General features: G+C 73.6%; 24 protein-coding genes and 2 pseudogenes. 19 read left to right on the forward strand and 7 right to left on the reverse strand.

Annotated features, from left to right (window positions below; genetic code table 11):
• From ACLIYP_RS21700 to ACLIYP_RS21720, 5 genes and pseudogenes are all read left to right on the forward strand, one after another.
• Positions 1 to 870: pseudogene (locus ACLIYP_RS21700) on the forward strand (DNA polymerase III subunit gamma and tau); the annotation flags it as partial.
• A gap of 184 nt (positions 871 to 1,054) precedes the next feature.
• Complete coding sequence (locus ACLIYP_RS21705; RefSeq protein WP_412714792.1) at positions 1,055 to 1,390, forward strand: YbaB/EbfC family nucleoid-associated protein; 336 nt, start codon at positions 1,055 to 1,057, stop codon at positions 1,388 to 1,390.
• A gap of 125 nt (positions 1,391 to 1,515) precedes the next feature.
• The gene (recR, locus tag ACLIYP_RS21710) at positions 1,516 to 2,115 is read left to right on the forward strand and encodes a recombination mediator RecR (protein ID WP_412714793.1); all 600 of its coding nucleotides are present in this window, start codon (positions 1,516 to 1,518) and stop codon (positions 2,113 to 2,115) included.
• A complete protein-coding gene (locus ACLIYP_RS21715) occupies positions 2,108 to 2,809 on the forward strand; it encodes a DUF5063 domain-containing protein (RefSeq protein ID WP_412714794.1) in 702 nt (233 codons plus the stop codon). The genes recR and ACLIYP_RS21715 overlap by 8 nt, the downstream gene beginning before the upstream one ends.
• A gap of 151 nt (positions 2,810 to 2,960) precedes the next feature.
• Positions 2,961 to 3,308, forward strand: a complete 348-nt coding sequence (locus tag ACLIYP_RS21720; protein WP_412714795.1) for a hypothetical protein — start codon at positions 2,961 to 2,963, stop codon at positions 3,306 to 3,308.
• Positions 3,309 to 3,436: 128 nt separating this feature from the next.
• Here ACLIYP_RS21720 and ACLIYP_RS21725 read toward each other — a convergent pair whose 3' ends face one another.
• The 3 genes from ACLIYP_RS21725 to ACLIYP_RS21735 are packed head-to-tail and all read right to left on the reverse strand — an operon-like array spanning position 3,437 to position 4,124.
• Positions 3,437 to 3,664 (reverse strand): DUF7848 domain-containing protein, encoded by a 228-nt coding sequence (locus tag ACLIYP_RS21725; RefSeq protein WP_093657349.1) that lies wholly within the window; start codon positions 3,662 to 3,664, stop codon positions 3,437 to 3,439.
• A 2-nt stretch (positions 3,665 to 3,666) separates the two neighbouring features.
• On the reverse strand, positions 3,667 to 3,882 hold the full coding sequence (locus ACLIYP_RS21730; protein ID WP_412714812.1) for a hypothetical protein: 216 nt from the start codon (positions 3,880 to 3,882) through the stop codon (positions 3,667 to 3,669).
• Complete coding sequence (locus ACLIYP_RS21735; protein WP_412714796.1) at positions 3,879 to 4,124, reverse strand: hypothetical protein; 246 nt, start codon at positions 4,122 to 4,124, stop codon at positions 3,879 to 3,881. The genes ACLIYP_RS21730 and ACLIYP_RS21735 overlap by 4 nt, the downstream gene beginning before the upstream one ends.
• Positions 4,125 to 4,237: 113 nt before the next feature.
• On the opposite strand from ACLIYP_RS21735, the gene ACLIYP_RS21740 reads away from it, so the two are divergent.
• The 7 genes from ACLIYP_RS21740 to ACLIYP_RS21770 all read left to right on the forward strand — a co-directional run bounded on the left by ACLIYP_RS21740 (position 4,238) and on the right by ACLIYP_RS21770 (position 10,097).
• The gene (locus ACLIYP_RS21740; protein WP_412714797.1) at positions 4,238 to 5,092 is read left to right on the forward strand and encodes a helix-turn-helix domain-containing protein; all 855 of its coding nucleotides are present in this window, start codon (positions 4,238 to 4,240) and stop codon (positions 5,090 to 5,092) included.
• Entirely contained in the window at positions 5,076 to 5,282 is a 207-nt protein-coding gene (locus ACLIYP_RS21745) for a DUF397 domain-containing protein (protein ID WP_412714798.1), read from the forward strand. The genes ACLIYP_RS21740 and ACLIYP_RS21745 overlap by 17 nt, the downstream gene beginning before the upstream one ends.
• A gap of 178 nt (positions 5,283 to 5,460) precedes the next feature.
• The gene (locus tag ACLIYP_RS21750; RefSeq protein ID WP_412714799.1) at positions 5,461 to 5,847 is read left to right on the forward strand and encodes a YciI family protein; all 387 of its coding nucleotides are present in this window, start codon (positions 5,461 to 5,463) and stop codon (positions 5,845 to 5,847) included.
• Positions 5,848 to 5,869: 22 nt separating this feature from the next.
• Positions 5,870 to 7,123: an RNA polymerase sigma factor gene (locus ACLIYP_RS21755; RefSeq protein ID WP_412714800.1), complete on the forward strand. Its 1,254-nt coding sequence runs from the start codon at positions 5,870 to 5,872 to the stop codon at positions 7,121 to 7,123.
• Between the two features lie 369 nt (positions 7,124 to 7,492).
• On the forward strand, positions 7,493 to 8,413 hold the full coding sequence (locus tag ACLIYP_RS21760; protein ID WP_412714811.1) for a hypothetical protein: 921 nt from the start codon (positions 7,493 to 7,495) through the stop codon (positions 8,411 to 8,413).
• A 56-nt stretch (positions 8,414 to 8,469) separates the two neighbouring features.
• Positions 8,470 to 9,045, forward strand: coding sequence for a Uma2 family endonuclease (locus ACLIYP_RS21765; RefSeq protein WP_412714801.1), 576 nt, complete (start codon positions 8,470 to 8,472; stop codon positions 9,043 to 9,045).
• A gap of 68 nt (positions 9,046 to 9,113) precedes the next feature.
• A complete protein-coding gene (locus ACLIYP_RS21770; RefSeq protein WP_412714802.1) occupies positions 9,114 to 10,097 on the forward strand; it encodes an SDR family NAD(P)-dependent oxidoreductase in 984 nt (327 codons plus the stop codon).
• Between the two features lie 24 nt (positions 10,098 to 10,121).
• On the opposite strand, the gene ACLIYP_RS21775 is transcribed toward ACLIYP_RS21770, so the two are convergent.
• The 4 genes from ACLIYP_RS21775 to ACLIYP_RS21790 form a co-directional block, all read right to left on the reverse strand.
• Positions 10,122 to 11,390, reverse strand: a complete 1,269-nt coding sequence (locus ACLIYP_RS21775) for an RNA polymerase sigma factor (protein WP_412714803.1) — start codon at positions 11,388 to 11,390, stop codon at positions 10,122 to 10,124.
• Positions 11,387 to 11,770 carry a YciI family protein gene (locus ACLIYP_RS21780; protein WP_412714804.1) on the reverse strand — a complete coding sequence of 128 codons (384 nt, stop codon included), beginning with the start codon at positions 11,768 to 11,770 and terminating at the stop codon, positions 11,387 to 11,389. The genes ACLIYP_RS21775 and ACLIYP_RS21780 overlap by 4 nt, the downstream gene beginning before the upstream one ends.
• Positions 11,771 to 11,892: 122 nt before the next feature.
• The gene (locus ACLIYP_RS21785) at positions 11,893 to 13,062 is read right to left on the reverse strand and encodes a zinc-dependent alcohol dehydrogenase (RefSeq protein WP_412714805.1); all 1,170 of its coding nucleotides are present in this window, start codon (positions 13,060 to 13,062) and stop codon (positions 11,893 to 11,895) included.
• Positions 13,059 to 13,535 (reverse strand): SRPBCC family protein, encoded by a 477-nt coding sequence (locus tag ACLIYP_RS21790; RefSeq protein WP_412714806.1) that lies wholly within the window; start codon positions 13,533 to 13,535, stop codon positions 13,059 to 13,061. The genes ACLIYP_RS21785 and ACLIYP_RS21790 overlap by 4 nt, the downstream gene beginning before the upstream one ends.
• A gap of 216 nt (positions 13,536 to 13,751) precedes the next feature.
• On the opposite strand from ACLIYP_RS21790, the gene ACLIYP_RS21795 reads away from it, so the two are divergent.
• From ACLIYP_RS21795 to ACLIYP_RS21825, 7 genes and pseudogenes are all read left to right on the forward strand, one after another.
• Positions 13,752 to 14,348 (forward strand): Uma2 family endonuclease, encoded by a 597-nt coding sequence (locus ACLIYP_RS21795; protein WP_412714807.1) that lies wholly within the window; start codon positions 13,752 to 13,754, stop codon positions 14,346 to 14,348.
• Positions 14,349 to 14,554: 206 nt separating this feature from the next.
• Positions 14,555 to 15,826 (forward strand): aspartate kinase, encoded by a 1,272-nt coding sequence (locus ACLIYP_RS21800; RefSeq protein WP_093657369.1) that lies wholly within the window; start codon positions 14,555 to 14,557, stop codon positions 15,824 to 15,826.
• On the forward strand, positions 15,823 to 16,917 hold the full coding sequence (locus ACLIYP_RS21805; RefSeq protein WP_412714808.1) for an aspartate-semialdehyde dehydrogenase: 1,095 nt from the start codon (positions 15,823 to 15,825) through the stop codon (positions 16,915 to 16,917). The genes ACLIYP_RS21800 and ACLIYP_RS21805 overlap by 4 nt, the downstream gene beginning before the upstream one ends.
• 530 nt (positions 16,918 to 17,447) lie before the next feature.
• Positions 17,448 to 18,038, forward strand: a complete 591-nt coding sequence (locus ACLIYP_RS21810; protein ID WP_093657373.1) for a SigE family RNA polymerase sigma factor — start codon at positions 17,448 to 17,450, stop codon at positions 18,036 to 18,038.
• Entirely contained in the window at positions 18,035 to 19,465 is a 1,431-nt protein-coding gene (locus ACLIYP_RS21815; protein WP_412714809.1) for a hypothetical protein, read from the forward strand. The genes ACLIYP_RS21810 and ACLIYP_RS21815 overlap by 4 nt, the downstream gene beginning before the upstream one ends.
• A 119-nt stretch (positions 19,466 to 19,584) precedes the next feature.
• Complete coding sequence (locus ACLIYP_RS21820; RefSeq protein WP_412714810.1) at positions 19,585 to 20,445, forward strand: SURF1 family protein; 861 nt, start codon at positions 19,585 to 19,587, stop codon at positions 20,443 to 20,445.
• Between the two features lie 92 nt (positions 20,446 to 20,537).
• A pseudogene (locus ACLIYP_RS21825) lies at positions 20,538 to 20,876 on the forward strand (hypothetical protein); the annotation flags it as partial.

Raw genomic sequence — 20,876 nt, forward strand, 5'->3', positions numbered from 1 at the left:
CCGGCCCAGCCGGCACAGCCGCCCGCCCAGCCGCAGGACGACGGCCGGCGCCCCGGCGCCTGGCCCACTCCGGCGTCCGCACCCACAGCCTCCACAGCCCCCGCGGCCTCCGCTCCGCAGGCCCATTCGCAGCCCCAGGCCCCGGCCCCTCCGGCTCCTCCTGCCCAGGCCCCCGCGGCGCCCCAGGGCGGCGCCGACGGCGGGCAGGGAGCCGCGCAGGTACGGCAGATGTGGCCCGGCATCCTGGACGCGGTCAAGGGCCGCCGCCGCTTCACCTGGATCCTGCTCAGCCAGAACGCGCACGTCGCCGGGTTCGACGGGACGACGCTCCGCCTCGGCTTCTCCAACCAGGGAGCCCGCGACAGCTTCGCCAACGGCGGCAGCGAGGACGTGCTGCGCACCGCGCTGGCCGACGAGTTCGGCGTGCAGTGGCGGATCGAGTCCGTCGTCGACGCCTCCGGCGGCTCCGCGCCGCCGCAGGGGCAGTCCCCGCACTCCCCGCAGTTTCAGCAGTCCGCGCAGTTCCAGCAGGCATCGCAGTCCCCGCACTCCTCCGGGGGTCCGGGTGGCTTCCGGTCGGCCGCCGTGGCGGCGCCCCCCGCCGCCCAGCCCTCCTCCGCGCCGTACGGGCAGCAGCAGCCGGCCCGGCCGCAGCCCCAGCAGTCCCGGCCACAGCCCTCCCGGCCGCAGGGGCCCCAGGCGCCCGCACCGTACGGCGAGGCGGATCCGCCGCCCCCGCCCCCCGTGGCGCCGGAGGACGACATGCCCGCCGAGGACGACCCGGATCTGGACGACACCGCCCTGTCCGGCCACGACCTGATCGTGCGCGAACTGGGCGCGACGGTGCTGGAGGAGCTGTACCACGAGTGACGCCCGCCCGCTCCGAGCCCCCTCCGCACGCATGCCGGCGGCGGACGGGATCGTCCGGGCCTGACGAGGCCAACAGGCGGGGGGAGCGCGTACGCTCAGGGGTACGGAGTACAAGGCGGGTGCGTACGCGGCGAGCACACGTGCGCACACGTACACGTCGTCGAGCGAGCCAGGAGCGAATCCCGTGATTCCCGGTGGTGGCCAGCCCAACATGCAGCAGTTGCTTCAGCAGGCCCAGAAGATGCAGCAGGACCTCGCTGCGGCCCAGCAGGAGCTGGCCGAGACCGATGTCGAGGGGTCGGCGGGCGGCGGCCTGGTGAAGGCCACGGTCTCCGGCGCCGGCGAGCTCAAGGGCCTGGTGATCGCCCCCGAGGCCGTGGACCCGGAGGACACCGAGACCCTCGCCGACCTGGTCCTCGCGGCCGTCCGCGACGCGAACACCGCCGCGCAGGAGCTCCAGCAGCAGAAGCTCGGCCCCCTCGCCCAGGGGCTGGGCGGCATGCCGGGCCTGCCTTTCTGACGACGGCCCGGCGCGGACCGCGCGCCGGGTGCATGGTGCACCGAAAAGCGGAAACGAGCGTACGGTCAGTGCGGGGACCGTGCGGGAGCGGCAAGGGCAGAGCGGGAAGAGTGGAGTAGGCGGCCGTGTACGAAGGCGTGGTTCAGGACCTCATCGACGAGTTGGGCAGGCTGCCCGGCGTCGGTCCCAAGAGCGCGCAGCGGATCGCCTTCCACATCCTGCAGGCCGAACCGGCGGACGTCCGCCGGCTCGCCCACGCGCTGACCGAGGTGAAGGAGAAAGTCCGGTTCTGCGAGGTCTGCGGCAACGTCGCGGAGGCCGAGCGGTGCAGGGTCTGCCAGGACCCGCGCCGCGACCCGTCGGTCATCTGCGTCGTGGAGGAGCCCAAGGACGTCGTGGCCATCGAGCGGACGCGTGAGTTCCGGGGGCGTTACCACGTCCTCGGCGGTGCGATCAGTCCGATCGAGGGCGTGGGTCCGGACGATCTGCGGATCAGGGAACTGCTGGCCAGGCTCGCCGACGGCAGCGTCACCGAGCTCATCCTGGCCACGGACCCGAACCTCGAAGGGGAGGCGACGGCCACCTACCTCGCGCGCATGGTGTCCTCCATGGGCCTGCGCGTGACCAGGCTGGCCAGCGGCCTCCCCGTCGGAGGAGACCTGGAGTACGCCGACGAGGTCACGCTGGGACGTGCCTTCGAGGGGAGAAGACTGCTCGATGTCTGAAGCCAAGCCCGAGAACCGCGGCCAGGACCGCGACGAGGACCGTACCCCGGACCGCGGCCAGGACCGCAGCCCGGACGACTTCGCGGTGCAGATCGCGGATCAGGTCGAGAGCTTCCTCGTGGCGGTCACCGAGGTGGCCAAGGGGGACGAGCCGGACAGCGCCGTCCCGTACCTGCTGCTGGAGGTGTCCCAGCTGCTGCTCGCGGGCGGGCGCCTGGGCGCACACGAGGACATCGTCCCGGAGGAGCGGTACGAGCCGGACACCGGCCCGGAGCCGGACGTCGACGAGCTGCGCATGCGGCTCGCCCGGCTGCTGGACCCGGTGGACGTCTACTCGGAGGTCTTCGACCCGTACGCGCGCAGCGCCCCGGTCGCCTGCCGCATCTCCGACGACATCGCCGACGTGGTCACCGACCTGCGCCACGGCATGGCCCACTACCGGGCCGGGCGGATCAGCGAGGCGCTGTGGTGGTGGCAGTTCTCCTACCTGTCCAACTGGGGCCCCACCGCGTCCGCGTCCCTGCGCGCCCTCCAGTCGCTGGTGGCCCACGTCCGGCTCGACACCCCCCTCGACGAGCTGGAGGGCCTGGACACGGACACCGACGCCGACGACCTCCAGCTGGAGAGGGAGGCCGGCGCGGTGATGGCGGCGGAGATCGCCGCCCCGCTGGGCATCAAGCCGACGCGCGACTGATCCGGGTCCGACGGCCTCGTACAGAAACCGGTCCCGGGCCGGGCGCACTCCGCGCCCGGCCCGGGACCGGTCTCGTCGGCCGGTAACCACCCCGCCGGGATGAGTACGAGAGCCCATGCGCGCCGAGTCACGGCGGGGTTGGGTGGTCCACATGGCTGACACCACCTCGGAGACCCGGGCTCCGCGCTCATGGACCGCGCCGATCGTGTCCACGGTCGTGGCGCTGCCCCTGGCCTGCCTCACCTTCTTCTTCGCCGCGCTCACGCCCATGGCCTGCGACTCCTGCGCAGACCTCGAGGCCGAACGCTTCGAGGAGAGCTTCGACGCCGCCTTCGCCGTCTACCTCTCCGGGCTCCTGGCCGCCCTGGCCGGACTGGTCGCAGCCTGCGTCCTGGCCGGGCTGCGGCGCCGTACGGCTGCCCGGGGGGCGTCCGTCCTCGCCCCCGTCTGCGTGGTCCTCGCCTATCTGGTGTTCCTCGGGCTGGTCGACCTGCCCTGAGATCCGGCGGCCCGGCGGCTCCGAGTGCTCGGAAGGCCATGGCGAGGCCCGGCCCCCCAGCCGGTCCGGGCCGAGGAGCTCCTCCGTCCGCACCTACGCGAACCCGCCGGGTACCGGCCGGGCGGCCGTCAGCGCATCCAGGCACGCCAGGGGCGGTGGATGACCTCGCGGTAGGTGTGGTGGGAGGGGTTGCGGCCCGCGTGGGCGAACGCCCAGCGCTGGGCGTCCTGGAAGTCGACGCCCGCCCCCGAACGCCGTCCGCACACCGCGCACTCCATCGCGTACGTGACGGGCTCGGCGTCGGGCTCCCGGTCGGGCTCCAGCGTCCAGCTCGCGAAACGGATCACACTGCGCATGCTCACGGCAGCCTCCTCGTACGGTCGCGGTTGATCTCGGTCACCCGGGCACGCAGCTCCTCGCACGTCCCGGCCGGCCGCAGTGCGTCGGCCGGGCAGTCCCACTCCGGTCCCCCGCCGGGCGGCCGGAGCCGCACCAGCCCACCCACCGTCCCCATCACCTGCCCCACCCGGTCGCTGCGGCCGTCCACGACGTACGAACCGACGACGGGCTTCACCGCCCCTCACCCTCCGTGACCGCCCGCACGAGCGCGGCGGCCAGCCGCCGCGCCGTGGCGGGGGTACAGCGGCCCAGCTCCACCAGCGGCGGATCGGCCGTGTCGCCCGCGTACGAGATCAGGTCCACGCGCAGCGACGGAAGCGTGACGCCCGCGCCGCGCAGCGCCTTCCGCAGCTCGTCCACCGCCTCCTCCGCGACGCCGAGCCGTTCACGATCGGCCTGCCGCCCTGTCGCGACCACGCCTGACCTCCTCCGTGTTCCGAGAGTCCCCGAACGGATACCCAGAGTGGCCGCTGACGGCTGCGCTCGCCAGGGTTAGACCATTGCAGTGACCCTTGCTGGGGAGTGACGCCATGGCCAGTGGTGGAAGCGGACCGGGCCGTCCCGGGCGGCCGAAGATCGGCTGGGAGTTCTTCGGCTCCGAGCTCAGACGCCGCCGCGAGGCGGCGGGCGTCACCCAACAGGAGCTGGGTGAGCGGGTGTTCTGCTCGGGCTCGTACATCGGGCAGTTCGAGTCGGCTGTCCGCAAGCCGCAGTTGGAGCCGGCCCGCCGCTTCGACGAGGAACTGGGCACGGACGGCTACTTCTCCCGGATGTGCGAGGAGCTGATCAACAGTTCGCCGTTCGCCGACTACTTCGCCGAGGCGGCGGAGTTCCAGACCCTCGCCACCACGATCTGCACCTACTCGCCGACGCTGGTGCCCGGGCTCCTCCAGACCGAGGGGTACGCCCGCGCGGTCTTCCGGGCGGCTCAGCCGTTCCGCCCGGCCGAGCGGAACGAGGAGGGCGTCAGGAGCCGGATGGCGCGGGCGCGGCTCCTGGAGGGCCCAACAGCACCCGAGTTGTGGGCGATTCTGGACGAGAGCATCCTGCGGCGCCCCATCGGCAGCGACGCCGACATGGCTGAGCAACTGCGGCACATAACCGAACTCGCGGGGGGCGACCGAGTACTCGTGCAGGTGCTGCCGTTCAGCGCGCGGGCGCACGCGCTGCTGGAGGGGAACCTGACCGTGATGACGTTCGTGGACGCGCCGCCCGTGGCGTACGTTGAAGGCCCTTTCACCGGGGAGTTGTTGGACGATCCGGCGGTGGTGGGCAAGTGCGAGGCCGCCTTCGACCACGCGAGGGCGGCCGCGCTGTCGCCCGACGTCTCCCTGGCCATGATCGAGTCGGCGGCGAAGGAGTACGAGCGTGGGTGTGAAGCGTGATCTGACCGGCGCGCACTGGCGCAAGTCGAGCTACAGCGGAGGCAACAACGGCGACTGCGTCGAGGTCGCCGACAACCTCCCTGGCCTGATACCCGTGCGCGACTCCAAGCGGCCGTCCGGCCCGGTGGTCGTGTTCTCCGCCGAGGGCTGGGGGCCGTTCGTGGCGGCCGTCAGGGGCGGCCGGTTCTGAGGCGGGACCGGGCCGGGGCAGGGCCGGGGCAGGGCCGTAACCAGGCCGGGGCCGGGCCGGAAAAGATTCCCGGGAAAAATCCGGCGGGCTGTCGATCCGGCCGTCTCCCGATCGACGCATGGGTGAGAGGCGGGAGGAGAGCCCGCCTCCGCCACCGGAACCGAACCGAGGAGCCACCATGCCCCGCTTCATGTCGCTGATCCGCATCGACGAGCAGAACCTCCCCTCCCAGGCCCCCGACCCCGACTTCGAGAAGCGCATGGGCGCGCTGTTCGAGGAGATCACCAAGGCCGGGGTCATGCTGGACACGGCCGGGCTCGCCCCGACCTCCCAGGGCACCCGGCTCACCTGGTCCGGGGGGAAGGTCAGCCACACCGACGGTCCCTTCACCGAGACCAAGGAGGTCGTCGGCGGCTACGCGATCATCCAGGTCAGGGACCGGGCCGAGGCCCTGGAGTGGACCAGGCGGTTCCTGGAGGCCCACCCGGAGCACTGGGACGTCACCGCCGAGCTCCGCGAGATCCAGGAGGGTCCGTCCGACCCGTCCGAGCTTCCTTGCCGCTGACGCCGTGCGGCTGCTCTGATGGGTGGCCGTGACGGGAACGGACGCGACCACGACGGCCGAGACGGTCGAGACGGTGTTCAGGATCGAGTCCGCGCGGATCATCGCCGCCGTGGCCCGCGTCGTGCGGGACGTCGGGCTGGCCGAGGAGATCGCGCAGGACGCCCTGGTGGCGGCGTTGGAGCAGTGGCCGGAGTCAGGCGTACCGGAGCGGCCGGGCGCCTGGCTCACGGCCGTCGCCAAGCGGCGCGCGATCGACCTCGTGCGCCGCGGGGAGACGTACGCGCGCAAGCTGGCCGAGGTCGGGCGGACGCTGGAGGACGCCCCGCCGCCGCCCGAGCCCGCCGATCCGGACGACATCGACGACGACCTGCTGCGGCTGGTCTTCACCGCCTGCCACCCCGTCCTCTCCGCGGAGGCCCGTACCGCGCTCACGCTGCGGCTGCTGGGCGGGCTGACGACGCAGGAGATCGCCCGCGCGTTCCTCACCTCCGAGGCGACCGTCGCCCAGCGGATCGTGCGCGCCAAGCGGAAGCTGGCCGCGGCGGGGGTGCCCTTCGAGGCGCCGTACGGAGAGGAGCGGGCCGGGCGGCTGCCGTCCGTGCTGGAGGTCGTCTACCTGGTCTTCAACGAGGGCTACTCGGCGACGGCCGGCGACGACCTGTGCCGCCCGGCCCTGTGCGAGGACGCGCTGCGCCTGGCCCGTGTGCTGGAGGGGCTGATGCCGGAGGAGCCCGAGGTGCACGGGCTGGCGGCGCTGCTGGAGCTCCAGGCGTCCCGCGTCCCGGCGCGTACGGGCCCCGGCGGCGAGCCGGTGCTGCTCGCCGACCAGAACCGCGCCAGGTGGAACCGCATGCTGATCCTCCGGGGCCTGGAGGCCCTGCGGCGCGCGGGGAGCGGCCCGTACGGCCCGTACTGCCTCCAGGCGGCGATCGCCGCCTGCCATGCGCGGGCGGCGCGGTACGAGGACACGGACTGGGCGCTGATCGCCTCGCTGTACGGGCGGCTGGCGGCGCTCACACCCTCGCCGGTGGTGGAGCTGAACCGGGCGGTGGCCGTCTCCATGGCCGAGGGGCCCGAGGCCGGTCTGAGGCTGGTGGACGCCCTCACTGGCGAACCCGCCCTGCGCGGCTACCACCTGCTGCCCAGCGTCCGGGGCGATCTGCTGGAGCGCCTGGGGCGCGAGGAGGAGGCGCGCGCGGAGTTCGAACGCGCCGCGTCCCTGACGCAGAACGAGCGTGAGCGCGAAATGCTGCTGGGGCGCGCCCGGCGCTCGTGACCCGGGACCCGGACACGGGCGTGTACGCGGCAAGTCCGCCGGGGAGCGGGGATTTCACCAGGGGCGCTCGGGGCCGTTGCGGCGCCCGGGTCTCAGGTTCCGGGATTCGAGCGCTGCTTGTGAGGAATGGGCGGGTTGGTACAACCCGCCCACCCTCCCCTGCGGCGCGCGTACGACAACCGTGCCTGCGGAGATGACCTGAGGTGACCGGGTCGCGACGATCGGTGGCGCCGGTGTAGCGTGCCGATCAAAGAACTCGACCCCCGCCCGGTGTTGGCGCACCGACGGGGGTCTGACCACCCAGATCGAAGAGGCGATCCTGTGGCTGCACACGACCTTAGCGCCGGCATGCCCGCGCACAAGCACCCCATGGCGTCACCGGGCTACGGAAAGCGCACCGCGCCCGGCCAACGGCCGCGTACGGCGGCCGACTTCGCGCACCTGCCCCGGCGCGAGGCGTCCGTCGCCGCCTACCTCGACCGGCTGCCCGACGGCGCCGACATCTCCGTGAAGACCCTGGCCAGGGTGCTGCCGGACTACGGGCAGTGCGCGCTGGGCACGGTGCTGCGGCGGCTGTCGGAGGCCGGGCACCTGCGGCGCGGGCGCGAGCACGTCACCGGCGGCGGCAGCCCGCGCTGGGTGACGCGCACGTACTTCTCGCGGACGGCGCGCGGCGACGCGTGGTGGGCGGCGTTCCTGGCGGGTGAGCACCCGGGGGACGAGCCCGCCGGGAACGCCACCGAACCCGCCGCCGGGGCCACCGCCGGGGCCGCGCCCGTATCCGCGCCCGCCCCCGTACGGCCGCCGCGCTCGCGGGCGTACGGAGTGCTGGCCGGGCTCGGCCGCGCCGAGCCGCGCATGACGCTCTCGGCCGCCGACTGCGCGGCCCTGGAGGAGCTGGCCGGGCGGTGGCTGGAGCGCGGGGCCGACGAGCGGCAGCTCACCGGCGCGCTGCTCGCGGGGCTGCCGCCGGAGGTCCACCACCCGGCTGCGCTCGCCCGCAGGCGCCTGACGGACAAGCTCCCGCCCGAGCCCGCGCCCGAGCCGGCACCCGATGCGGCATCCGCGCCCGGCCCCGCCTCCGGATCGCCGGGACCGGGCGTGCTGCGGATGGCGGAGTGCACGGTGTGCGGCGTCCCGGGTCGCCCCGATGCCCTTCCCGGAGGCCTGTGCCGCGACTGCCGCGGCCTGCCCCCGGCCGCCCCGGCGGGCCCCACGCCCGACGAGATCAGAGCGCGCGTCGACCGCCTGCGCGCCGCCGGCCGCGTATCTGAACGGAGCCGCACATGACTGCTCAGGTCGAGACGGCCGTCGCCGGGGCACCATGGAGTCGAGGAGGCGACGCCATGACCCCTAGGACCGCTGACCGGCCGCAGATGCTCGCCGAGGAGTTCGAGCAGATCGCCCGCACGGCGCCGGAGACCGTGCGGCTGGAGTTCATCAACGGAAAGCTAGAGGTCAAGCCGGTGCCGGACGGTGACCACGACGAAATCGTCATGTGGCTCCTCAGGCGGTGCATCCAGCAGCGTCCCGAGCTGAACCTGTACCTGGAACGCGGGCTCAGGATCGAGAAGTACCGCGGTGGCCGTGCCCGGCCGGACGGCTCCCTCGCTCCTGAGGGAACTTTCGCCGGCCGGGGTGAGTGGGCCGAGCCCGACGGCGTGCTGATGACCGTCGAGGTCACCTCGTACGATCCGGACACCGACCGGCGCGACCGGGTGGAGAAACGGGACGGCTACGCGGAGGCGGGCATTCCCGTCTACCTCCTCGTCGACCGCGACGATCACAGCGTCACCGTGTACTCCGAGCCGGAGGGCGGCACGTACCGGAGCCGGACGACGCGGCCGTACGGGGCCGTGGTGGAGATCCCCGACCCGGTCGGGATCACGCTGCGGACGGAGAAGCTCGAGGACTACGCCTGACGCGGTCGCCGGACCGCGGATCGCCGGCACTTGACTTCGAGAGCGCTCCAGTTCGTAGCGTCGGCGGCATGACGACACCTCAGCACGGCATCGGATCGGGGTTCGGGGCGTGGAGCACGGCGGAAGAGGTCTTGGAGGGGACCGATCTGACCGGAAGGCTCGCCGTCGTCACCGGCGGCTACTCGGGGATCGGGCTGGAGACGACGCGGGCACTGGTCCGCGCGGGCGCGCGGGTCGTGGTGCCCGCCCGGCGGCGGGAGACCGCGCAGAGGGCGGTGGACGGGATAGGCGGGGCGGAGGTCGAGGAGGTGGACCTCGCCGACCTCGGTAGCGTCCGCGCCTTCGCCGAGCGCTTCCTCGCCTCGGGACGCGGCATCGACCTCATGGTGAACAGCGCCGGGATCATGGCCTGCCCCGAGACCCGCGTCGGGCCGGGTTGGGAGGCGCAGTTCGCCGTCAACCACCTCGGTCACTTCGCGCTCGTCAACCGGCTGTGGCCCGCGCTGGCGCGGGACGGCGGGGCGCGGGTGGTCTCGGTCTCCTCCCAGGCCCACCACGCCTCGGCCATCCGCTGGGAGGACCCGCACTTCCAGCGCGGCGACTACGAGAAGTGGACCGCCTACGGCCAGTCGAAGACGGCCAACGTGCTGTTCGCCGTGCGGCTCGACATGCTCGGCCGGGAGGCGGGGGTACGGGCGTTCGCGGTGCACCCCGGTGTCATCGACACCCCGCTGGCCCGCCACGTCCCCGACGAGGAGATGGCCGCCCTGGGGTTCATCAAGGAGGACGGCACCCGGGCGGACTTCTACCGTACGCCCGGGCAGGGTGCGGCGACGCAGGTGTGGGCGGCCACCTCCCCGCGGCTGGCGGGCGCGGGCGGCGTCTACTGCGAGGACTGCGATGTCGCACCGCTCGCCAGGGAGGACGGGGGCGACCCCGGGACGGCCGGTGGCGTCCGCGCGTACGCCACCGATCCGGAGCAGGCGGCAAGGCTGTGGGAGCTGTCGGCGGAGCTGACCGGGGTCGATGCGTTCGCGGCGACGGCGGCCTGAACCGGCCCCGCTTGTACGCGGTGGTCAGCCGGTTCCCGCCTCCAGGCGGGCCGCGCGGGCGGTGAGGTGGCGTCGCTCGGGCGCGCTGGCGGTGCGGCGGGCTGCGGCTCGGTACGCCTCCACGGCCGCCTCCCACTCGCCCAGCAGCTCCAGCAGATGGGCCCGGGTGGCGAGCAGGCGGTGGTGGCGGGCCAGCCGCCGGTCCTCCTCCAGCCCGGTCAGCAGTTCCAGCCCGGCGGCCGGGCCGTGCACCATGGCGGCGGCGACCGCGCGGTTGAGGGTGGTCACCGGGTTCGGCGCGATCCGCTCCAGCAGGCCGTACAGGGCGAGGATCTGCGGCCAGTCGGTGGCGTCCGCGTCCTCGGCCTCGTCGTGGACGGCGGCTATGGCGGCCTGGAGCTGGTACGGGCCCACCCGTCCCCGGGGCAGGGTGCGCTCCAGCAGGGAGGTGCCCTCGGTGATGAGTCGCCGGTCCCACCGGGTGCGGTCCTGCTCGGGCAGGGGGACGAGTTCGCCGCCGGGGCCGGTGCGGGCGGGGCGGCGGGCCTCGGTGAGCAGCATCAGGGCGAGCAGCCCGGCCGTCTCGGCGTCCTCGGGCAGCAGCCGGTGCAGCAGGCGGGTCAGCCGTACCGCCTCGGCGGACAGGGCGGGGGCGGTCAGGTCGGGGCCGCCGGTGGCGGTGTAGCCCTCGTTGAAGACCAGGTAGAGGACGTGGCGGACCTCTGCCAGCCGTTCGGCGCGCTCGGCCTCCGTACGCGGCATGGCGAAGGCCGCGCCGGCGTCGCGGACCGTCCGCTTGGCGCGGCTGACGCGCTGCGCCATCGTCGTCTCGGGGACGAGGAACGCGGCGGCGACCTGTGCCGTCGTCAGGCCGCCGACCGCGCGCAGGGTCAGCGCGACGCGGCTCGGCGCGGACAGCGCCGGGTGGCAGCACAGGAAGAGCAGGGCCAGGGAGTCGTCCCGGTCCGCCTCCCGGGTGGCGTCGGCGGCGTGGGCGAGCAGTTCCGACTGCGGGGTGGCCAGGGCGATGCGCTCCTCGCGCTCCCGGCGCGCACGCTCCGCGCGCACCCCGTCCACCAGCCGCCGGGAGGCGACGGTGACCAGCCAGCCGCGCGGGTTGTCCGGCGTCCCCTGCCCGGGCCACTGGAGGGAGGCGGCGAGCAGGGCCTCCTGGACGGCGTCCTCGCAGGCGTCGAAGTCGCCGTGGCGGCGCACGAGCGTGCCGAGGACCTGCGGCGCCAGTTCGCGCAGCAGGTCCTCGGTACGGCGGTCTGCCGTGGGAGCGGTGCTCAAGCGTCCGCCAGGCCGGCTCCGTTGGCCGGGGACTCGTGGAGGATCGGCCACAGCTCGACCGGGTCGGTGTCGGCCAGGGGCATGTCCGCGGCGATCCGCCGGGCGCGCTCCTCGTTCTCGCAGTCCAGCAGGTAGAAGCTGGCCATGTACTCCTTGGTCTCCAGGTACGGCCCGTCGGTGACGGCCGGGGCGCCGTCCTTCCCGCGCCGCACCAGCGTCGCGGCCTCGGCGTCGGCCAGCCCGTAGGCGCCCAGGAGTTCGCCGGTCTCGCGGTAGCGGGCGTTGAACGCCTCCTGCCGTGCGATGACCTCGGGCCACTGCTCGGCGGGGAGGGAGTTCCACTTCTCCTGGTTGCCGTAGATCATCAGCAGGTACTTCAAGACGGACTCCGTATCTCGTGTCCGCGCGCCCCTCCGGCGCGCTGTCACCCTTCGGTCGGAGCCGGAGCGCGGCTCTCGACATCCGGGCGGCGGTTCCGCCGGAGATCTTTCCCGCCGGGGTCCTACGGGTGGAAGACCGCGCGTACGCAGCCGTCCTTCTTGTGCTTGAACATGTCGTAGCCCTTGGCCGCCCGGTCCAGGGACATGGTGTGGGTGGCCAGGTGCGAGGTGCTGATCTCGCCGGCGGCGATGCGCTCCAGCAGCATCGGGATGTAGCGCTGGCCGTGCATCTGCGCGCCGCGCAGCGTCAGCCCCTTGTTGACGACCATGCCGAGCGGGAACTTGTCGACCGCTCCGGCGAAGACGCCCAGCACGAAGACCGTGCCGCCCTTGCGGCAGGCGTGGATCGCCTGGCGCACGGCGGTGGGGCGGTCGGTCTGGAGGCGGAGCTGGTGCTTGGCCTGGTCGTACAGGTGGCCGGGGCCGGTGCTGTGAGCCTCCATGCCGACGGCCTCGATGCACACGTCCGGGCCCCGGCCGCCGGTGCGCTCGCGCAGCTCGGCGGCGACGTCGGTGGAGGTGTAGTCGATGGTCTCGGCCCCGGTGTACGTCTCGGCCATCGCCAGCCGCTCGGGGATCCGGTCGATGCAGATGACGCGCTCGGCGCCCTTGAGGACGGACGCCCGCGCCGCCATCTGGCCGACCGCGCCGCAGCCCCACACCGCCACCACGTCGCCGGGCCTCACCCCGCCGAGGTCGGCGCCCATCCAGCCGGTGGGCACGGAGTCGGAGGCGAACAGCGCGCTGAGGTCGTCGACGCCCTCGGGGACGGAGAAGGCCCCGTAGTCGGCGAAGGGGACGCGCACGTACTCGGCGTGGCTGCCGCGGATGCCGCCCATGGCGTGCGAGTAGCCGAAGATCCCGGCGGTCTCGTAGCCGAAGAGGGCCTGGCCGATGCCGGGGTTGGTGTTGGTGTTGTCGCACAGCGACCACATGTCGTTCCGGCAGTACCAGCAGCGGCCGCAGCCGATGAAGGAGCACACCACGACCCGGTCGCCGACCCTGTGGCGGCGCACCCCGGAGCCGGTCTCGACCACCTCGCCGACGAACTCGTGCCCGATCACGTCACCGGGCCGCATGGCGGGGATGTAGCCGCCGATGATGTGCAGGTCGGAGCCGCAGGTGGTGCTCAGCAGCAGCCGCACGACGATGTCCTGGTCGTTGCGGATCTCCGGTTCGGGGATCTGCTCGACCGACAGCTTGTTGACGCCTTCCCAGCACAGGGCCCTCACAGCACTCCCTCCCCGCCCGCTCGCCTGGAGGCCAGTCCGACGACCTTGCCTCCGGCCGTGTCGCCGCGTCCGGTCGGCGGCGCGTCCGGCAGCATCACCTCACCGGTCTCCAGCAGGGACTTGGCCTCGCGCAGCGCGCGCCGCACCCCCTGGCGCGGGTCCTTCCCCGCGAGCCGGGACGGCAGTGAGGCGGAGGCGGGCGACGCGGGCTCGCGCAGCCGGGCGGCCAGCTCGGTGCCGCGGTCGCCGGGGGCGGGCCGCACGGTGATCTCCAGCGCGTCGCCGAACTCGTCCAGGGGGCTGGGCGGGTCGCCGTGGGGCATCACGTCGGTCGGCGCGCGATCGATGGTCACGACCATCCAGCGCTCGCCGTCCTCCCGCGCCCTGCGCCGTGCGGACGCTGCCTTGCGCAGGATCGCCGCGCCGGCCCCGGCGCCCGCCAGGACCAGCGCCGTGCGTGCCAGTTGGTTCATGGCCTTCCGCCTCCCGCTCCGTCTGCCGTCGTTGCCGTCGTTGCCGGGCTGTCCGGAGTACCCCCGTGGAGCGGCGGCCATGCGCGGAGCGGGAGCGGGTGTGGGGAGGGGGCAGGGCGGCCGGACGGGCCGGTGTTCACCCGTACGGGCGATGGAACGGGGAAGCCGCTGGGTAGGCTGACGACGTCGGCGAGGATACGGCTCATGGGAGCAGTGATGAGTGTCGAGCCCGAGTACGCGTGGCCGCGACCGCCGGCGGGCGGGTACACCGCCGAGGACCTGGACCGGATTCCCGATCTGCCCCCGCACACGGAGCTGATCGACGGGAGCCTCGTCTTCGTGAGTCCGCAGACCGCTTTCCACGCGCGCGCGATGCGCCTGCTGGAGAACCGCCTTCTCCAGGCTGCCCCACCCGAGCTGGACGTCTTCCGGGAGATGACCGTCACCCTCGGAAAGCGGGATCGTCCGGAACCGGACGTCGTGGTCGTCCGGGCCGAGGCGTTGACCAGGCTGCGGCAGACCGGCTTCCGCCCCGAGGACGTCGTGCTGGCCGTCGAGGTGGTGTCGGACGACTCCGAGGCACGCGACCGCGAGACCAAGCCGCGCAAGTACGCCGCGGCCGGGATCCCGCACTTCTGGCGGGTGGAGGCGGGAGAGGGCGAGGACGGTGCCGCGAGTCCCGTCGCGTACGTCTTCGAGCTGGAGCCCGCCACCCGCACCTACGCCGTGACCGGCATCCACCACGAGCGGCTGAAGACGGATGTCCCGTTTCCGGTGGATATCGACCTGACCGCGGTCGCGCGGCGGGTGTGAGCTGCGCAACGTTCCCGTGTGAAGAGGCCGTGAGCGGGCAGGGGTGCCCGCTGAGCCGGTGCGACGTGGCGCCGCGCCGCGGCCGCTTGTGGGCGGTACATCTCACGATGTGGTAGAGGCGGGGTCGGAAAGGCCTGCTCGGTAAACTGAAGCGACCGCTGGGTTCCTGTACGGGAGCCCCGGAAGACAGATTACGAGGAGCGCACGTGGGCCTTGTCGTGCAGAAGTACGGCGGCTCCTCCGTTGCCGATGCCGAGGGCATCAAGCGCGTTGCCAAGCGAGTCATCGAAGCCAAGAAGAACGGCCACCAGGTGGTCGTCGTGGTTTCGGCGATGGGCGACACGACGGACGAGCTGATCGATCTCGCTGGAGAGGTGTCCCCGGTCACGTCGGGGCGCGAGTTCGACATGCTGCTGACCGCCGGAGAGCGGATCTCCATGGCCCTGCTGGCCATGGCGATCAAATCCCTCGGCCACGAGGCGCAGTCGTTCACGGGGAGCCAGGCCGGCGTCATCACCGACTCCGTCCACAACAAGGCCCGCATCATCGACGTCACGCCGGGCCGCATCCAGACCGCGCTGGACGAGGGCAACATCGCCATCGTCGCCGGTTTCCAGGGCGTGTCCCAGGACAAGAAGGACATCACCACCCTGGGCCGGGGCGGCTCGGACACCACCGCGGTGGCGCTGGCCGCCGCGCTGAACGCCGAGGTCTGCGAGATCTACACCGACGTCGACGGCGTCTTCACCGCCGACCCGAGGGTCGTGAAGAAGGCCCGCAAGATCGACTGGATCTCGTTCGAGGACATGCTGGAGCTGGCCAGCTCCGGATCCAAGGTGCTGCTGCACCGGTGCGTGGAGTACGCACGCCGTTACAACATCCCGATCCACGTCCGCTCCTCCTTCTCCGGGCTGCGGGGCACGTGGGTCAGCAACCAGCCGCAAGGGGACCAGCCGATGGAGCAGGCGCTCATCTCCGGTGTCGCACACGACACCTCCGAGGCGAAGATCACGGTCGTCGGAGTGCCGGACAAGCCGGGCGAGGCCGCGAAGATCTTCCGGGCCATCGCGGACGCCGAGCTGAACATCGACATGGTGGTGCAGAACGTCTCCGCCGCGTCCACCGGTCTGACCGACATCTCCTTCACCCTGCCCAAGACCGACGGCCGCCGGGCCATCGAGGCGCTGGAGCGGGCGAAGGCCGGCATCGGCTTCGACTCCCTGCGCTACGACGACCAGATCGCCAAGATCTCCCTGGTCGGCGCGGGTATGAAGACCAACCCGGGCGTCACCGCCACCTTCTTCGAGGCGCTGTCGGGCGCCGGGGTCAACATCGAGCTGATCTCGACCTCCGAGATCCGCATCTCGGTCGTCACCCGCAAGGACGACGTCAACGAGGCCGTCCGCGCGGTGCACACCGCGTTCGGCCTGGACAGCGAGAGCGACGAGGCGGTCGTCTACGGGGGCACCGGGCGATGACCCCCGCCGGGGGTTTCCCCCGAGCCCCGATCGGTCGCGCCGACCGGCCCACCCTGGCCGTGGTCGGCGCGACCGGGGCCGTCGGCACCGTGCTGCTGGGGCTGCTGTCGGAGCGCGCGGACGTCTGGGGGGAGATCCGCCTGGTCGCCTCGGAGCGTTCGGCCGGCCGCAAGCTGGCGGTGCGCGGTGAGGAGGTCGAGGTCCTCGCGCTGGGCGAGGAGGTCTTCGACGGCGTGGACGTCGCGATGTTCGACGTGCCCGCCGAGGTCGCGGCCCACTGGGCGCCGGTCGCGGCGTCCCGGGGCGCGGTGGTGGTGGACAACTCCGGCGCGTTCCGGACGCATCCCGACGTACCGCTGGTCGTCCCCGAGGTCAACGCCCACGCGGCGCGGAACAGGCCCCGCGGCATCGTCGCCGGTCCCGGCTGCGCCACCCTGACGATGATCGTGGCGCTGGGGGCCCTGCACGCGGAGTGGGGCCTGGAGGAACTGGTCGTCTCCACCTACCAGGCCGTCTCCGAATCCGGGCGGCGGGGCGTGGAGGCCCTGCGCGGGCAGCTCGCGGCCGTGGCCGGCACCGAGCTGGGCGTCCACCCCGGCGACGTACGGCGCGCGGTGGGCGACACCGGCCCGTACGCGGCGCCGATCGCGCTCAACGTGGTGCCCTTCTCCGGGACGCCGGCCGAGGACGGCTGGACGACCGAGGAGCTGGCCGTCCGCGAGGAGACACGCAGGGTCCTGGGCCTGCCGGGACTGCGCGCCACCGCCACCTGTGTGCGCGTACCCGTCCTCACCACCCACTCCGTGTCGGTGCACGCCCGCTTCGAGAGCGAGGTCTCGGTGGGCAAGGCGCACGAGATCCTGGCGAACGCGCCGGGCGTGGTGGTGTGCGACGATCCGGCCGCGGGCGAGTTCCCCACCCCCGCCGACGCGGTCGGCACCGATCCCGTCTGGGCGGGTCGGGTGCGGCGCTCGCCGGACGATCCGCGGGCGCTGGAGCTGTTCGTGTGCGGCGACAACCTCCGCAAGGGCGCCGCGCTCAACATGGCGCAGATCGGCGAACTGGTCGCGGCCGAGCGGGCCGAGGACTGACGGGGATCCACGGGTGTTCACGGGGGTTGGCCGGAAACCGCTGTCTTTTCCGTCGGCCGCGGCGGTTCCGGGCCGCGTCCCGGCCGCGGTCGAAGGCCCCTGAGGCCGTCTCGCAGGCTCCGGGCCCGTCCTCCGGCGGCCTCGGGGCGGCGGGTGCGCGGGCCGTGCGCTCCGGCGCCGGTGGCCGGATCCGGACCCCGGTACCGATTGTGAAGGACCTGTGATGAAGTCATACCTGGTAACCGCTTGATCCGGACCAGCCTTCTGGATGAGGATTTTCCCTCGCATGCCCGGAACCGTGGTCCGGGCGCGGGCGTCTCCCGTTCCACTGCCGGAAGCCGAAGGCGCCTGTTCGGCGGCGGAGAGGAAGAGGTGGTGCGCATGCGGTCGTCCGGCTCGCCGGAAAGAACGGCCCTTCACGCGTACAACCCTGACGGGGGGCAGCGTGTCCAACAGGCGTGGCAGAGGCACTCGGAATCGCAACGGCGCCCGTACGGGTCCCCGCGGGCGGCGGCAAACCCGGCAGGGGCATGCCCGTGATCGCTCCCTGGTCGGCGTCCCGTCCCGCACAGCTCCCCTCGCAGGCGAGGGATGCTGACGGCACGATGGCAGCAGGCACCACAGTGGCGGGCACCACCGTCGACCACCTCACCGAGACCTACCAGGCCCACTACCGTTCCCTGCTCGGGCTCGCCGCCCTGCTGCTCGACGACACGGCGTCCTGCGAGGACGTGGTGCAGGAGGCGTTCATCCGCGTGCACTCGGCGCGCAGGCGGGTGCGGGAGCCGGAGAAGACCCTGGCGTACCTGCGCCAGACCGTCGTCAACCTCTCCCGCTCCACGCTGCGCCGCCGCATCCTGGGGCTGAAGCTGCTCTCCAAGCCGATGCCGGACATGGCCAGCGCGGAGGAGGGCGCGTACGCGCGCATCGAGCAGGACGAGTTGAAGAAGGCGCTGCGCAAGCTCCAGCGCCGCCAGCGGGAGGTACTGGTCCTGCGGTACTTCGCGGACATGACCGAGTCGCAGGTCGCCGAGACGCTCGGCATCTCGCTCGGTTCGGTGAAGGCCTACGGCTCGCGGGGCATCGCCGCCCTGCGGGTCGCGATGGAGGCGCCCGCATGAGCGGCGACGGACGGCACGAGGAACAGCGCGACCCGCGAGGGGAACCCGGAGCCGGACACGGCCCGGGCGGTGAGCGGAAGACGGCGGAGCCGGAGCCGGGTCCCTCCGGCCGGGCCTCCGGCGACCGCGACGAGGGGGAGGGGCGGAACGCACGGGAGCCGGACGCGGACGGCCCGGCGGACAGGAGTCCGGTGGACGGGGACTCGGTGGACGGGGACCGGGCGGGTGAGGATCCGGCGGGCCCGGCGGCCGGGCCGGACGCCCCGGTGGACCCGGCCGGCCTGGACGAGGGCTCGCTGCGGCTGATGCTGCGCGGCGCCGTCGAGGACGTCGCGCCGGCCCCGGACGCCCTCGAACGCCTCCACCACGCCGTACCCGCCCGCCGGGCGCGCCGCAGGCAGCTCACGGTCGGGACGGCCGCGGCCGCCCTCGTCATCGGCGTGGCCACTCCCGCCCTGGTGCAGAGCGGCGTCATCACCCGGGTCCTGGACGGCAACACCACCAACGCCGCCAGCGCCCACGACCGGCAGGAGGGGGCCGGGGCGGGCGGCCAGAGCGGCGACGCCGCGAACCAGGGCGCCGACCAGTACTCCGGAGGCGGCGGCAGGGAGGACGCGGCCGGGTCGCGCGACGGCTCCGGCAGGGACGGCACCGCCTCCCCCGAGGCCGGTGACACCCTCGGCCCCACCTCCCCGAGCTGCCTGCGCTCCCAGATCGGCGACGGCGGCTCCACGGTGAGCTCCGCCGACGAGGAAGGCCATGTGTACGGGGCCTTCAGGATCACGAACACCTCGGACGCCTCCTGCCTCGTGGACGGATCCGACACCGTCACCGCCACCCCGGAGGGCGCCGCCGACCCGACCGGCTTCAGCGTCGTCGACCACACATCCGGCGGCAGGGCCTCCAGGCTGCCCGACCCGCAGCTCGAACCCGGGTCGTTCGTCCTGGGACCGGGCCAGTCGTACCTGGTGCGGTTCGCCTGGGTGCCGCGCGAGGGCGGCGGCACCACCGGCTGCCCGGCGACCCCCGGCCCGGATCCGACGGCCCCCGGCGACTCCTCCGGCGGCAGTGGCGGCACCGGCGGCGGGAGCGGCGGCACGGACTCCTCCGGCGGCACCGGCGGAAGCGGTGGCACCGGCGGCACGGACTCCTCCGGCGGCACCGGCGGAAGCGGTGGCACCGGCGGCAGCACGACACCCCCCGACAGCGGTCAGGGCGGCGAGGGCGGCGACACCGTCGAGGAGCCCACCGAGAGCAGCGGCATCAGCCCCCAGCTCGCGTACGACACCGGCGGCTCGGGCGCCGCGGCGGCCTCGGTCGTCCTGCGCTACGTGCCGGCGGCGGGTGAGCCGCGCATCGGCAAGATCGAGATCACCGGGGCCTGCGCCGGGACGGTGTACCGCACCGGCCCCGTCCCCGAGGGCTGACGTACGGCGGGCCCGCGCACGGCGGGCCCGCGTACGCGCGGGAGGCGAACGGGCGGGCCCGGCCGCGCGGGGCGGGGGCGAGTGGGTGGTCCCCGGCCCGCCCCCGTACCGTTGAGGGCGTGTACCGGTTCCTGCTGACCCCGCGCTGGTGGGTGATCAACCTCTTCGTGCTGCTGTCGATCCCCGTCTGCCTCCTCATGGGGAGCTGGCAGCTCAGCCGCTTCGAGGACCGCGTGGACTCCCACCAGGCCCGGCAGGAGCGTTCGGCCGGTGGGGTCACCGAGGCCGGTGCCAGGCCGCTGGACGATCTGCTGCCCCTCACCCAGGAGACCGTCGGCCAGGCCGCCCGGGCCACCGGCCGCTACGACGCGGGCCACGAGTTCCTGGTGCCCGGCCGCCGTCTCGGCGACCGCGAGGGCTTCTACGTGCTGACCCCGCTGCGCACCGGCGACGGCCGGGCCCTGCCCGTCGTACGCGGCTGGCTGCCGGGCGAGGCCGATCCCGCGCGGGTGCCCGCGCCGCCGGCCGGAGAGGTGAGCGTCACCGGAGTGCTCCAGGCGCCGGAGAGCCAGAGTTCCCCGGGCGCCGTCGGCGGCGCCCTGCCGCAGGGCCGCATCGGCATCATCAGCGCGGCCACGCTGGTCAACCTGGTGCCCTACGAGGTGCACGACGCGTGGATCACCGTCCAGCGCGCGCCGGAGCCGATGGAGGCGGTGCCGCCGGTCGCGGCGGCGGGCACCGGGCTGGACCTGAAGGCGTTCCAGAACCTGGGCTACACCGCGCAGTGGTTCGTCTTCGCGGGCTTCGTGGTCTTCATGTGGTACCGGCTGTTCCGCCGCGAGACGGAGACCGCCCGCGATCTCGCACTGGGCATCGAGGCGCCCGCCGGGCCGTCCGCGCCCGCCGTTCCCTCTCCGGCGCGGGAGGGGGCCGCCGCGGCCGGTGCGGGCGCCCCGCCCGGAGGGAAGTCCGCGCCCTGACATAGATTCCGTCCTCTCTCCACGTCTGAGTCATGACAACGAGGAACGGCGTACGTCCCCCGCGGACGCGGCGCCCACGACGTGGAGGAAGCATGAGCAAGCAGCGGTTCGTGGCGGCCGGGATCGCCGCCGTCGCACTGGTGGGCCTGAGCGGCACCGCCTTCGCCCTCCAGGGCCAGGGTCAGGGCCGGGAGCCGGGCGGGGAGCGGGGCCGGGGGGCGGAGCGTCCCGCCGCCGCCCTGACCGCCACCGCCCCCGAGCGCCCCGCCGGTGCGGAGCCCGCCGGTGCGCGGGCGTCCGCGGCGGTGCGGGTGGTGGAGCCGTACGAGCCGGTGGAGATCGGTCAGGGCGCGCTGCTGGGTCTGCTGCCGGAGGGGAGGCAGAACTACGTGGTGGCCTGGGGCGGTCCGGAGGACTTCCGCGAGAGCGTC

It is taken from the genome of Streptomyces nanhaiensis, assembly GCF_046614825.1.
In the GTDB taxonomy this organism is placed as follows: Bacteria; Actinomycetota; Actinomycetes; order Streptomycetales; family Streptomycetaceae; genus Streptomyces; species Streptomyces radiopugnans.